Origin of the sequence: Neptuniibacter sp., from assembly GCF_024231755.1 — a bacterium.
Classification (GTDB): Bacteria; Pseudomonadota; Gammaproteobacteria; order Pseudomonadales; family Balneatricaceae; genus Neptuniibacter.
On the sequence record NZ_JAAEQH010000168.1, the window covers coordinates 1 to 14144 of the forward strand.

Annotated in this window: 12 protein-coding genes; 4 read left to right on the forward strand and 8 right to left on the reverse strand. The window is 45.6% G+C overall.

Annotation, left to right across the window (positions count from 1 at the left end):
- Both GY843_RS08955 and amt read left to right on the forward strand, forming a co-directional pair.
- The coding region (locus tag GY843_RS08955) for a S1 RNA-binding domain-containing protein (RefSeq protein WP_297308729.1) at positions 1 to 273 on the forward strand (273 nt) is incomplete at its 5' end.
- Positions 274 to 437: 164 nt separating this feature from the next.
- On the forward strand, positions 438 to 3518 hold the full coding sequence (gene amt / locus GY843_RS08960) for an ammonium transporter (protein WP_297308731.1): 3081 nt from the start codon (positions 438 to 440) through the stop codon (positions 3516 to 3518).
- 18 nt (positions 3519 to 3536) lie between these two features.
- Here amt and GY843_RS08965 read toward each other — a convergent pair whose 3' ends face one another.
- From GY843_RS08965 to dnaX, 6 genes are read right to left on the reverse strand one after another with little or no spacing between them, the layout of a single operon-like run.
- Entirely contained in the window at positions 3537 to 3977 is a 441-nt protein-coding gene (locus tag GY843_RS08965; RefSeq protein ID WP_297308733.1) for a YcgN family cysteine cluster protein, read from the reverse strand.
- Positions 3977 to 4264, reverse strand: a complete 288-nt coding sequence (locus tag GY843_RS08970; protein ID WP_297308735.1) for a YcgL domain-containing protein — start codon at positions 4262 to 4264, stop codon at positions 3977 to 3979. Before GY843_RS08970 ends, GY843_RS08965 begins: the two co-directional genes overlap by 1 nt.
- 3 nt (positions 4265 to 4267) lie before the next feature.
- The gene (gene rnd, locus GY843_RS08975) at positions 4268 to 5464 is read right to left on the reverse strand and encodes a ribonuclease D (RefSeq protein ID WP_297308736.1); all 1197 of its coding nucleotides are present in this window, start codon (positions 5462 to 5464) and stop codon (positions 4268 to 4270) included.
- A 33-nt stretch (positions 5465 to 5497) separates the two neighbouring features.
- Complete coding sequence (gene recR / locus GY843_RS08980) at positions 5498 to 6097, reverse strand: recombination mediator RecR (RefSeq protein ID WP_297308738.1); 600 nt, start codon at positions 6095 to 6097, stop codon at positions 5498 to 5500.
- 14 nt (positions 6098 to 6111) lie between these two features.
- Entirely contained in the window at positions 6112 to 6435 is a 324-nt protein-coding gene (locus tag GY843_RS08985) for a YbaB/EbfC family nucleoid-associated protein (protein ID WP_297308740.1), read from the reverse strand.
- A 17-nt stretch (positions 6436 to 6452) separates the two neighbouring features.
- A complete protein-coding gene (gene dnaX, locus GY843_RS08990) occupies positions 6453 to 8417 on the reverse strand; it encodes a DNA polymerase III subunit gamma/tau (RefSeq protein ID WP_297308742.1) in 1965 nt (654 codons plus the stop codon).
- Between the two features lie 336 nt (positions 8418 to 8753).
- Between dnaX and GY843_RS08995 the strand changes: the two genes are divergently transcribed.
- Positions 8754 to 9827, forward strand: a complete 1074-nt coding sequence (locus GY843_RS08995) for an EAL and HDOD domain-containing protein (RefSeq protein WP_297308744.1) — start codon at positions 8754 to 8756, stop codon at positions 9825 to 9827.
- Positions 9828 to 9835: 8 nt separating this feature from the next.
- Here the strand turns inward: GY843_RS08995 and GY843_RS09000 are convergent, their stop codons facing one another.
- Both GY843_RS09000 and GY843_RS09005 read right to left on the reverse strand, forming a co-directional pair.
- Positions 9836 to 12520: an EAL domain-containing protein gene (locus GY843_RS09000; protein WP_297308746.1), complete on the reverse strand. Its 2685-nt coding sequence runs from the start codon at positions 12518 to 12520 to the stop codon at positions 9836 to 9838.
- Between the two features lie 154 nt (positions 12521 to 12674).
- The gene (locus GY843_RS09005; RefSeq protein WP_297308748.1) at positions 12675 to 13631 is read right to left on the reverse strand and encodes an ABC transporter substrate-binding protein; all 957 of its coding nucleotides are present in this window, start codon (positions 13629 to 13631) and stop codon (positions 12675 to 12677) included.
- Between the two features lie 149 nt (positions 13632 to 13780).
- On the opposite strand from GY843_RS09005, the gene GY843_RS09010 reads away from it, so the two are divergent.
- The gene (locus GY843_RS09010; protein WP_297308750.1) at positions 13781 to 14107 is read left to right on the forward strand and encodes a hypothetical protein; all 327 of its coding nucleotides are present in this window, start codon (positions 13781 to 13783) and stop codon (positions 14105 to 14107) included.
- The last annotated feature ends 37 nt before the right edge of the window (positions 14108 to 14144 follow it).

Genomic DNA, 14144 nt, shown 5'->3' on the forward strand with positions numbered 1-14144 from the left:
CTGGCTGAAGGCATCGAAGGTACTCTGAAAGTATCTGAGATCTCTGTTGACCGCATCGAAGACGCTTCTTCTGTACTGAACGTTGGTGACGAAGTAGAAGCTAAAATCGTTACTCTGGATCGTCGCAACCGCGTAATCAACCTGTCTATCAAAGCGAAAGAACAGGCTGAAGAGAAAGCAGCAATCTCTGCTGTACGCAACGCTGAAGTTGAAGTATCTGGCCCAACTACAATTGGTGACCTGATCAAAGCTCAGCTGGACAACCAGAAGTAATCACTTCTTATTAAAGTCAAAAAGCCGCAATCAATGATTGCGGCTTTTTTGTTTCTCCCCTCTCCCAAAAAATCTCATGTAATTTAAAACCACACTAAAGGCATGTTTTTTGCACCGCACAATAAGTAACATCCATTCAATTAGGGATGATTTGTGAGGCAAACATGCTAGAAAACCTGTGGCTTATCGTTTCTGCTCTGCTGGTATTTATGATGCAGGTTGGCTTCCTTTGCCTTGAAAGTGGCCGCACTCGCAGCAAGAACAGCATTAACGTTGCAGCTAAGAACATCTCAGACTTTATCCTATCTGCAAGCATATTCTGGATTCTAGGTTTCGGCCTGATGTTCGGCAGTAGTTTTGCTGGTTTCTTTGGCACCGATAGCTTTGCGTTTGGCGAAAACAACTCTGCATACGAGTTGTGCTTCTTCCTGTTCCAGATGATGTTCTGCGGAACAGCAGCAACGCTCACTTCTGGTGCAACCGCCGAGAGAATGACCTTTACTGGTTACATTTTTGTCACCATGATCCTAAGCACGTTCATCTATCCTCTTACAGGGCATTGGGCTTGGGCCGGGTTATTCAACCCAGAAAATCCGGGTTGGCTGGAGAGCCTGGGGTTTGTCGACTTTGCCGGCGCCACAGTAGTCCACTCTGTTGGAGGCTGGATAGCACTTTCCGCCGTGTTGATTATTGGCCCACGCTTGGGGCGCTATGACGAAAACCGAAGTTTCCCATCCGGCAGCAATCTACCTATGGCTACCATGGGCGCACTGTTGATCTGGTTTGGCTGGTTTGGCTTTAATGGCGGCAGCGTCCTTGAACTTAATGAACAGGTTCCGGGAATTTTGCTTAATACCTTCCTCGGTGCGATCTGGGGTGGATTTATCGCCTCTTCTCTGCACTACTTTGATAAACGCTTTATCGATGTAGGCTTTATTCTGAACGGCATCATCGCCGGATTAGTCGGCATCACAGCAGCTTGTCATGCGGTCTCACCTTTCTCTGCCGCAGTTATCGGCATGGTTGCAGGCATCATCCTTTATTATGGAGACAGATGGATTCAAAGCCTTAAAATTGACGATGCTCTGGGCGTCATCCCAGCTCACCTGCTCGCTGGTATCTGGGGCACTTTGGCCTTTGCTCTGTTTGCCAAACCAGAATTTCTTTCTAATGACCTAAGCCGAATAGAACAACTCACTATCCAACTACTCGGGGTATGTGTCATTGGCTTCTACAGTTTCTTTGTTAGTTATTTTCTACTGCGCCTGGTTAATCAGTTCTATCCACTGCGAGTTTCAGCAGAGGATGAACTTCAAGGGTTAAATATCACTGAGCACCGCGCTTCTACGGAGTTGATAGACCTGCTGGGCGATATGGAGAAACAGCAAAGTCAGGGCAACTACACATCACCCGTTAAAGAGGAACCTTTTACCGAAGTTGGACAGATCGCCCGAAAATATAATCAGGTTATAACCCGCATTAACCAAGAGATGGTTGAAAGGGATATGGCCATCAACCAATTTCAGGCCAGTGAACGCCGCAAAAGCGCCATACTCGACTCATCGATGGACTGCATTATCTCCATCGATTGGCAGGGGCGCATCATTGAGTTCAACCCCTCTGCAGAACGCACCCTTGGCTGTTTAAAAAAACAGGTGAAAGGTAAAAAGTTTATCGATTACTTTGTTCTAAAAGGTGACAGGGATCAGGTCCGGCATAGCCTTAAGCACTTCTTCAGTGCTGCAAACGGGCTGGTTCTAAACCACCGTAACAGCATCAGCCTTCAGCGGATATCGGGCAACCAGTTCCCCGCAGAAGTCACTATCACCAGCACCCGAATGGATGATGAATCCCGCACAGAGTTTACCCTGCATATACGTGATGTAACTAAAGATCAGAAGTTGCAGTCCCGCCTTAAGTTTCTTGCCTATCAGGACCCGCTAACCAGCCTGTCTAATCGCACTCATTTAATGAAACAGCTGAATAGCGCAATCCATCTAGCACAGTCCACCAAAGAAACTGTAGCCCTCCTGTTTATGGATCTGGACAAATTCAAGAAGATCAACGACACCCTCGGTCATAAAGCGGGTGATGAGTTGCTATGTGAAGTTGCTCATAGGTTGACCAAAGTTTCGAGACAGGAAGATATTATCGCTCGCTGGGGAGGGGATGAGTTTATTGTTGTACTCAGTGGTGAACTTAGCGATGAAATAATTAGCAACAAAGCTCAGAACATTCTGGAGGTTATGCGTAATCCTGTGGAAATCGCTGGCAAGCAGTTCAGCATCCCCACCAGTATAGGAGTAGCGCTCTCGGTCCATGGTTCCATTGAAGCTGACCACCTGATACAAGAAGCAGATATCGCCATGTATTCGGCCAAAATGAATGGCCGTGATAACTTTAAGTTATTCGAACCTTACATGGCAGAGCACGCTACAAAATCGGTTACTTTCGAAAGGATGATCAAGAAAGCGTTACAACTTGATCAATTCCACCTGGTATTCCAGCCTAAAGTTTTACGAACTCATGATGAGATTATCGCACTGGAAGCTCTCATCCGCTGGCAGCACCCCGAAAAAGGCATGATCCCGCCCTCGGAATTCATTCCGATTGCCGAGGAAAGCAACCTCATTGTCCAGCTGGGAGAAAAAGTTATATCCCATAGTCTGCGACAACTTTCCGAGTGGAAAAAACAAGGGATTGATCTGGTACCGGTATCAGTCAATATTTCTGGAAAGCACCTTATTTCTGATGAATTACTACCATTCATCAAGCAACAACTGAGCCTTCACTCTATTCCTGGTCATCTTCTGGAGATAGAGATAACTGAAGGGGTACTGATTCAGGATATTGAACGCTGTATCGAGGTTCTGGAGCAGCTAAAACGCCTAAAAATTAATATCTCTATTGATGATTTTGGTACTGGTTATTCATCCCTGAACTACCTTAAGCGACTACCTTTGGATATCCTCAAAATCGACCAATCGTTTGTTGATGAATGTGCCAGCAAGGAAGAGGATGGGGAGATCTGCGCGACAATTATCAGCCTTGCACAAAGCCTTAACCTGGATACCGTTGCAGAAGGGGTAGAGACCGAAGCTCAGCTGGAAACTCTGCTAAAAATGGGTTGTGAAGTTTTTCAAGGCTACTACTTTTACCGACCCTTGCAGGCCAGAGAGATCTCGGATCTGTTATTGAAAAGCGACGAGATAGAGATAAACCCGTTAGACTCAGTTAACGCCTGAGTATGGCCAGAGGCTGTCTCACTCAATAATGTAATCGATAAAGTCTTCCTCATCGATCTCATCATCTTTTACTTCATACCAACTTAGTACTGATGCCTCTGCTTCGATTACAGTTTTTGGGTCACCTGAGATAAGTGGATGCCATTCTGGCAGCTCTTTTCCTTCATAAACTAAACGATAGGCACAAGTTGGTGGCAACCAGTGAAACTCATCAACATCTTTTGGAGTTAGCTTGACGCACTCTGGAACCAGAGTGCAACGTTCTTCATATTTAGTACAGCGACAAGTGTCAAAATCGAGGAGTTTACAAACTACCGTTGTGTAAAAAACTTCCTTGGTATCTTCATCCTCAAGTTTATGCAGGCAGCACAAGGCACAGCCATCACAGAGGGATTCCCACTCTTTGGGAGTCATATCCTGCAGACTTTTGCTGCGCCAAAAAACCTCTTGTGCGGCCACTAGCGGACACCACTCTCTGGACGATCTTTATGCAGATCCAGCATGTAATCGTCTTTTGGTGGTGGCATCTGCAGGTAGAAACCTTTCTCCTGGATCTCAGAAATCACCTTTTCAGTATCGACACGCGCTAGTTTACGATCAGCTGTCAGTGGGATATCCATTACATGTTTGGCGGCCCCAAACATCTCCATCAGTGCTTCCGGCACTTTGTTTAGCTGGTCACGTTTATCCACATAAAGATACATCTCATCCTTACGCAAACTCAGATAAACAGAACAAATTATCATCGGTTAAGCACCTTCACTTCTATGTTTTTCTATCTCTTCCAGCTTATCGAGTAACAAATGCCCAAGCATTTGCTGACGCCAGAGAGTCATTTTGTCAGGTAAAGCATATTCACCATCATCAAGACCGGAGCGAATTATCAGCTCCAACTCTTTGCGCTTCAACAGTACTTCCGGAGCAATATTATTCTCTTCGGCTTTGCGACGAGCGATCGCTTTTAAACTTTTTAGGTGTTTATTCCAGAAGAAATGTAACGGCCTCGCAATGGACTCTGGAGGATTGTCTTCTACACTTTTCTGCGAATTTTTCAGAAAAGTAAGTATTGTCTCACCATCCGTACGCAGAATTCTTTTCTTTACCTCATCCAACCGAGACAGCTCACCGATCGAACGCGGCCAGTTTTCTACAATTTGCAGCAACGCCTGATTACGCAAAATACGATTCCGTGGCACATCACGCTTTCTTGCTTGCTGCTCTCGCCATGCAGTCAGATCTCTTAGTGCGGCCAACTTATGATCAGGTGCTCGCCACATCTGGGTAAAACGTTTGTAGTACTCATAACCTTCAGGATCATCGACTAACGCTTCATCCAGCAGAGCCTGGTTCTCCTGCTCAATCCAACCAACTGTTCCACGCTGCTCAAACTCTTCGAGCTGCAGGGCATAAATAGCAGGCAGATAAGCCACATCTAGCGCAGCATAATGTTCCTGGCTGGCAGTCAGTGGTCGCTGTAACCAATCGGAAGTGGTTTCATGCTTCTCCATCTGCACACCCAGTTTCTGCTCCAACATGCGCTGAAGGCCCATAGAGAACCCCCAATTAATGAGGGCGGCACCAAGCTGAGTGTCAAAAAGAGGCTGAGGTAAAACACCAATGACTTTTAGGAAAAGCTCCAGGTCTTCGCTTGCGGCATGCATTAACTTCAGCACTGAGCGATCTTCAAACAATGCTTTTAACGCGGAAAAATCCTCTATTTCCAGAGGATCAATCAGGTAACACTGTTTATCATCTGCAACCTGGATCAAACCAGGGATAGGATAGAAAGTCTCAACACGCTGAAACTCAGTATCCAGCGCAATCAAAGGCAGCTCTGCCCAAGAGGAGCAATGCTGCTCTAACTCCTGTTCAGTAGTAATCCAGACAGGCTTATCGGCGGATACCTCTAACTGCTTCCAATGGTATGCCTGGGTATTTTCTGTCATTAGTGCCTCAGTGCTGTATCTCTAAAGAGAGTATCAAAGTAGCGAACGACGCCCTGCCAGTGCATGAGCAAGGGTGCCACCATCTACAAATTCAAGTTCACCACCTACCGGAACACCATGGGCGATACGGGATACTTTGACCCCCATATCTTTGACCTGTGCCGCAATGAAATGTGCTGTTGCTTCACCTTCCACCGTAGGATTAGTTGCCAGTATCAATTCTTTTACATCGCCGGTCTGTACCCTATCCAATAGCAGATCTATACCCAGATCCTCAGGGCCGATTCCATCAATGGGAGAGAGATGTCCAGATAGAACAAAGTACAGGCCGTTATAACCACCCGTCTGCTCTACCGCCAATACATCAATCGGTGATTCCAATACACAAAGCAAATTTTTATCACGACTTTCTGAAGCACAGATATCACAAATCTCTTGCTCTGAAAGAGTACGGCAGGAAGAACAGTGACCGATCTCAGATATCGCAGATTTAAGCGAATCAGCAAGCGCTATCGCACCCTCAGAGTCACGTTCCAGTAGATGGAATGCCATACGCTGTGCAGACTTAGGCCCAACACCAGGCAGGCAGCGCAGCGCTGTTATCAATTGCTGTAAAAGAGGGCTGAATGACATCAGGAGTAGTACAATCAGAACGGCATGTTAAAACCAGGAGGCATGCCCATACCACCTGTAACTTCAGCCATTTTTTCCTGCGTGTGGGATTCGATTTTACGAACAGCATCATTAACCGCTGCCGCAATCAGGTCTTCCAGAATCTCTTTCTCTTCTTCCATCAGGCTATCATCAATACTGATGCTCTTAACATCATGACGACCGTTCATTACAACTTTTACCAGGCCCGCACCTGATTCACCGGTCTGCTCAGCCTGCGCAATCTGTTCCTGCGCTTTCTGCAGATTTTCCTGCATTTTCTGAGCCTGTTTCATCAGGTTGCCCATGCCACCTTTCATAATCACTTACCTCAAATTTAGTCGATGGGAGTCACAGATGAGAGTTCAATCTGTGCATCAAAATGTTGTTGTAACAGCTGGACCGTCGCATCATTACGAATCGATTCCAGCGCTAGAGCGTGCCGCTCTTCGCGTTTACGATTAATGTATTGCGCCGGAGTTTCCTGCTGCTGAATTCCTTGCACGAATTCTACCTCAACTGGCGCCTGGAAATAATCATTTAACGCATCAGAAATACGTTGCTGTTGAACATCATTCAACATAGTTTTCTGATCAGGTGTGTAATGTAATGCCAGACCTGCAGCTGAAACCTGCTCAAGAGATAGATGTGTCGCCAGACTCTCAGTCATACCACTTAAACCAATACTCCGGCTGATATGCACCCAATGCTCAGCTTGTACTTGTGCAAGCTGACGTGGACATTCCTTAATTTCTACATTGGTTTTGGCAACTTCAGTTTCAGGTGGAAGGTGCAACGGTGTGTTCTGCTCTGGTTGAGCAAAAGCTTGATCAGATGAAATATCACCCGGCGCAGAAACTGGTTCTATATCCCAGGGAGGAGGATCCTCCCCCTTAGCCATAGGTTCAGGCTTTTTTACAGGGGTTGCCTCTTCGGTAGCCGCCAGATATGAATCATCATATTGTGGAGCAATCTCATCATAACTTGGAGGTGGCATTGCAGCTTCAGCGGCATGAGCCTTATCGGGTGCTGGAGCTACAGGGGCCGGAGCTGAAACCGGATGATCTGCAGGCACTGATGTCTGACTTGTATTCGCTTCAGGTGCAGGTGCAGGTGCAGGTGCAGGTGCAGGTGCAGCAGTATTTTCCACCGGGGTCGAAGTTGGCTGGCTCTGTTCGGCAGCAGGTTGCTGCAAATTAACCTGGCGCGGTTTTGCAGCAGCTGGGCGGAACGCCAGCATGCGCAACAGAACCATTTCCAGGCCTTCACGCGGATCTGGTACAAACGGCAGGTCCTTACGTCCCATCAGAGCTACCTGATAGTAAAGCTGAACATCTTCAGCTGTCAGGCTAGATGCCAGTTCAGTCACCTGAGCTTTATCGCCCATGCTGTTATCAACAGCATCAGGAATCGTCTGAGCAATGGCAATACGGTGTAAAACGCTGATCAAGTCACCCAAAACAGTATTATAGTCCGGCGAGAATTGCGCCAGATCTGTAACGGCAGCCATCAGTCCCTTGGCATCACCATTCGCCAAACAGTAGAGCATCTGATAGACCAGACGCTGATCAATCGTACCCAGCATGGCACGAACATCAGCTTCATTAATCTCCCCCGCGCCAAAGGCGATAGCCTGATCGGTCAGACTCATCGCATCACGCATAGAACCATCCGCTGAGCGTGCTAACAACCATAGGGCAGGCTCTTCAAAGCCAACACTTTCTTGAGTCAGCACATGGGTCAGATGGTTAACAATACGTTCCGGTATCAGGTTCTTCAGATTGAACTGCAGACAGCGAGAAAGAATTGTAATCGGTAATTTTTGTGGATCAGTTGTCGCCAACAAAAACTTTACATGCGGAGGTGGTTCTTCCAAAGTTTTCAGCAGGGCATTAAACGAGTGCGTGGAAAGCATATGCACCTCGTCAATGAGGTAAACCTTATAGCGACCGTGAGTCGGCGCATACTGCACGTTTTCCATCAACTCACGTGTATCTTCCACCTTAGTTCGCGACGCAGCATCCACCTCGATAAGATCTACAAATCGCCCCTCTGCAATTTCACGGCAAGCGGAACATTCCCCACATGGGGTAGAAGAAACACCTGTTTCACAATTAAGGGATTTAGCAAATAGGCGGGCAATAGAGGTTTTACCAACTCCTCGCGTGCCGGTAAACAGATAAGCATGATGCAGTCGATCATCATCCAGAGCATTAACCAGTGCCTTTAGCACGTGCTCTTGGCCTACCATTTCATGAAATTTTGCAGGGCGCCACTTACGCGCCAGAACCTGATAACTCATCTGTTTTCTATGCTGTTTTTAGATCTGAAGGTCAGTTTTCTATGCTACCGGTTGCGCCTTAGTTTAGCTACAAAAACCTTGGGAACAACGCCTTCTATCAACATAAGTTTATTCTTTTTTTATCTTTTAACCTTACATATCTCATGTCTTTTTACATGCTATTATTAAGACCTATTCTTTAATGATTATTCTTAAAAAGCTGTGATTGAAAACGTACTTTTTGCCAGGCAACCCATTTTTGACGAGAAGCTAAATACCGTTGCCTACGAACTTCTGTATCGGAATAGCCAAGGCCAAGCCCCTACCCCGGCCTGCTTTGATGAGAGCAGAGCCTCATTGGATGTTTTACTGAGTACATATTGCAACGTTCTCGAAAATGGCCATCTCCGTTTGCTTCCTGCCTATATCAATTTTGAAGCCGAATGGCTCTATGATAAGGACCTACCCCTGGTACCACAGGAATCTCTGGTACTTGAAGTGCACGAGATGGAAGATAAACAAGACCATAATTATCAACAGCTTCACCTCCTGAACGAGAATGGCTACCAGATAGCACTAGATAACTATGACGAGAATAGTTCGCTGAGCAAGGTGATTAGCTCCGCCAAAGTCATTAAAGTAAATATTCGCGATTTCCGCCCTGAAAAGCTTAAAGAGCACATAAATGAGCTTCGTCAGCACGATGTAATGCTCCTTGCCCAGAAAATAGAAACCTATCAAGAATTCGAACTCTGTCGCGAGCTGGGTTTTGAACTATTTCAAGGGTACTTCTTCGCCCGTCCACAGCTGGTTAAAGGACGAAAGCTCAACCATAACGATACGGTTATCCTGGAACTCCTAGGGGCACTGAGCAACGATGAAGCAACATTTAAAGAACTAGAACAGGTCATCAGTAAAGATCCCGAGCTATCCGTTGGTATCCTGAAGATCGTCAACTCTTCTCGCTTCCGTCGGGTTCGTCACATAACTCGCATATCTGAAGCCATTGCCTTGATTGGCCTGCAGGAACTGAAAAAATGGGCGCTTTTACTCTCCATGCGCAAAACCAAGAATAAACCTTCAGAACTGATGAGTAATATCCTGGTATGTGCCAAAACTTGTGAAGAAGTAGCAAAACGACGCAGCGATGTGGATCCTTCGAGTGCTTTTCTGGTAGGACTACTTTCCGGCATAGAAGCCTTGCTGGATCTACCCACAGAGATCATTCTGACCCAGATGCCTGTCAGCATAGATATCAAAAACGCTTTACTGGGGCGCTCTAATTCTCTTGGTGATTTATTACGTGAAGTAAACAGCTATATGACTGGCAGTTGGGATATGCTGGCCGATGAAAGACAAAACCTGCAATTAGCAGCCGATTATGAACAAGCAACCTTGTGGAATCAGGAGATTCAGCAACAGCTTGTATAAAGGAGGGGTCATAAGCGATCCAACCCCTCTATTAAACCGCGCCTTTGCTCTTCAGCAGGAACCGGTTTAGCAAAGAAGAAGCCCTGTACCCGATCACAATTTAACGAACGTAATATCTTCAGTTGCTCCTCTGTTTCAACACCCTCTGCAACCACCTTCATACCCAGAGAATGCGCCATGTTGATAATACTGTGCATAATCGCGATCTCACTACCGTGTTGATCTAACTCCGCAGTAAAAGCCCGATCAACCTTCAGCACATCAACAGGTAAACGTCGCAGATAACTTAAAGAAGAATAACCACTACCAAAGTCATCCAATTCAACCTGCAGCCCCATCTCCCGAATTTTCTCCAGAATTGGCAGGGTGTTCTGAATATTCTCAATCACAGCTGTCTCTGTAATCTCGATACCGATATAGGATTGCAGCCCCTCATGCTTCTGGAACTGCTCTGCAATTTTCGGCAAGAGCTCAGGATGAGAGAACTGACGTGGTGATAGATTGATAGAGACTTTCTGCCCAGGTTGCAAAACCTTCTCATCTACCCACTGTTCAACCTGTTCACATACAACCTGAAATACCCAAGTACCCAGAGGAACAATCAGGCCACTGTTCTCTGCAATAGGAATAAACTCGGCAGGCGAGATCTGCTTACCATCTGTACGGTGCCAACGTAGCAGTGCTTCCAGACCAATGATCTGATTAGTTTGAAGACATATTTTTGGCTGGTAATACATCTCAAATTCATTCTGTTCAAGAGCCATTCGCATATCCGCTTTGATCTGAATCTGTTCCAGGTTTTTCTGGTTCAATTCAGGATCAAAGAAGCAGATTTGATCACGCCCTTTATTCTTAGCGCTGTACATCGCTGCATCCGCATGCTGAATCAGTGTTTCAGCATCCTTAGCATCATTCGGATACACAGCAATACCTATACTGGCTCCAATATAGTTATCGGTATTCTTAAGTCGGAATGGCTCTTTTAGGGACTGCAGCACATTATTCGCAATGATCTGCGCCATGCTTCCTTGGAAGATCCCTGGAAGAATCAGGATAAACTCATCCCCACCCCACCGAACGACAGTATCTGATGCACGTACATTATTCTGTATTCGCTGCGCAGCCTCTTTTAGCAACTGATCGCCATACTCATGCCCTAATGAGTCATTAACGTGCTTAAAGAAGTCCAGATCGATAAACACCAATGCCAAAGATTCACCGTGACGTACAGCAAGATCCATATCATGCGATAAACGGTCCCGGCATAGAGCACGGTTGGCCAGATTGGTTAACGGGTCGTAATAGGCCAGATTGCGTAGGGAATCCTCTGTTTTTTTATGTTCAGAGATATCCGAATAGACCCCGAAGTAACCCGCCACATTCTCACGCTCATCTGTGATCGATTTAATAGTCAGCCACTCTGGGTAGATTTCTCCGTTTTTCTTCCTGTTCCAGATTTCACCTGACCAGACACCAAACTGATCAAGTTTGCCCCACATCTGCTCATAAAATGATGGCTGGTGTTGATGCGAATTAAGCAGATTGGCAGTTCGCCCAATCACCTCATCACGACCATAACCCGTAACTTTCTCAAATGAAGGGTTCACATCAACAATACGGCTGTTGGCATCCGTAACAATGATCCCATCATTAGTACTATCGAAAATATACCGCGCAACACGATGCTCTTTTTCTCGCTCAAACTGCTCGGTCATATCTACTGCGATAGTGCAAACTGCGTAGATTTCACCCTCTTCATCATATAAGGGGAAACGCTCACTGATAAAAGAGCGCTCTACTCCATCCAGCTCTACAGAAATTTCGGTACGAAGATGCTCTCCATCCTCAAGTACTTTTCCATCCTCTTCAATTGCAGACCGGGCCAACGTTTGGTTAAGAAACTCTTCTGGCCTGCGCCCCAATAATTCATTCTGTTTTTCAACACCCACAAATTTTAGGTAAGCTGGATTAGCTCTTACGTATTTACCATCACAGCTACGAATAACGATCATGGAAGGGGAATTTTCCAGCAATTCATCCAACAGATCAGCGTTAGCAACTAACTGAGAGTGAATAATCCGGATTTTTTGCGCCATCTGGTTAAATGCCTGACCCAACTCACCCAATTCATCTTTACCCTGCCACTCTGCATACGCTTGATAATCACCCTTGGAAAAAGATTTGGTGAGATTTACCAGATGATTAGCTCGCTTGGTCACCACACGATTTAATGACCACATCAATGCTAAAGCAAGAATTATAACAGCGACGACCAGCGTACCTATCAGAAAGCGTAACTCTTCCCAGCTCGCTGCATGTGCCCCAGCAGCACTAAGCTCAAGCAAGACAATTCCAGTTTTATGGATTCGGAGTGTTCTATTGTTTGAAGAAGGTATAGCAACTGGCGCCAGTGTATACAGAGCCTGCTCACCAGAATTATAGAAATTGATAATCTCTTTTCGCTGTAAAACTCTTTCCAGAGTTTCACTCCCCAAATGGAGTTCAGCCATCTCATCCGCTTTATTCCCCTTTTCCTCTGGATCAGCGGAAAACAAGACATAACCCGATTCATCAATAACTATCAGTTTGAGAACATGATCCGGGCTGGCATTGAGAAAGATCTCGCGTTGGACCCCCTGCAGGTCCTCCTTATCAAGAAGATACTCTATTGTTCCCTGTAACCGATTCACCACATGGTGTGCCTCGGTGTATAGATACTTTTCATGTTGCCTCTCAATTACAGGGGCAATAAACAGAAGACTTACAGGAATTACTATTGCCGCAGCAACAATAATAATGACAGGGATTATAAATCGAAGAGAATAGGTGAATAGCATATGCGGGAAACTACAGATAACCGCTGTTGATCAAATCAGATACGTTTATATTACCATCATTAAGCAACTGATTATCCAGCATTATTCGTTTCAACTTATTCCCAGTCTCCAGTAATGTTCCATCGAGCATAGCTGCTTTGCTTGCGCTACGGTCTGAAATCTCCATGCCTTGAAGGGATAAAAGGAACTCGGATTCAGAAATACCTAAGTGTTTAGCGGATATAACCGCAGCCAGATCTGGCTTTTGCTTGATGAGTTCAACAGCTTTGTACCAGCTGTTCACCAACATCTGCACCTGTTTGTCTTTCTCATCAGAAAGCCCTTTCCTTACGATAAGGACATCAATAATCTCTCCAGGAATCTCCGTACTATCAAATAGTTGATTAGCCCCAGCCTTGAGTAACTTTGTTTTCACCGGATCAAAAGTCACTACAGCGTCGACCTGCTTTTCAAGGAAAGCTATCTCATGCTGGTCAATTGCGAAGGGGCGAGGATATATATCCGACGGAACCATATCATTCAGTTCGAGAGCTCTTCCCAGAACATATGCACCCAGAGCGGAATCCTCAACGCCTACCCTTTTGCCCTTGAGGCCTGACATATCAACTATTTCTGGCTGAGACACAATCACATCCCCACCATGGGAAAAATCAGCGATCAAGATAATCTCGACTTCGACACCAGACTCAGCCAACAACAGCACTTCATCGTAGGTTAGTGCTGCAACATCAATTACTTTATTTCGAAAAGCTCTGATCACCTCAGTGGCAGATGGCAATACAACGTGGCGGATATCCTGAGAATCAAAATAATTTAGATGATTAGCAATATGAACCGGTTCATAACCTGGCCAGAGGTTTGTGCCAACCTGCAAGGGCCTTGATGTCTCACGGTCAGAGCAGGCCGAACTGATCAACAGAATAAAAAAGACCGCTGTAATCTGTAATAACTTGCGAGGCAATGACATCTCTTACTACTCTATAAAACCAAGAAACAACGCTACTCATTAAAGAATAAAACAAAACTAATCTCGCCAGTATCCCCAATACAGTTTAAAATTGGAGATATAAGTCCTATCACAAAAGAATACAAAAGAACTTTAGCCAACACCTATCTATGTTTAAAAAACGCCCGACAAAAGCAGAACAACGTGATCAGCTTCAAGCTGAGATCTCACGCTTTCTGCAAGATGGTGGCAAAATAGAACAAGTAGAGATGGGTGAAACCGGCTTAGTTGATGGGCGATACAATACTCACAAACGTAACTTTGACCGCCCTTCACCTCAAGAAAGAACGCCTGTTCAGGGGCTCTTGTCTGTTATCGATTCCCGCCGCAAAAGTAAAATCAAAACCAAGACCACCAAAAGAAATCCCTCTCCACGTAAAAAAATTATCTACGATGATTTTGGCGAACCTGTCCGTACTATCTGGGTTGATGAATAGCTCCATCCACATAGCTTTAGGAATACCAACCAATTGC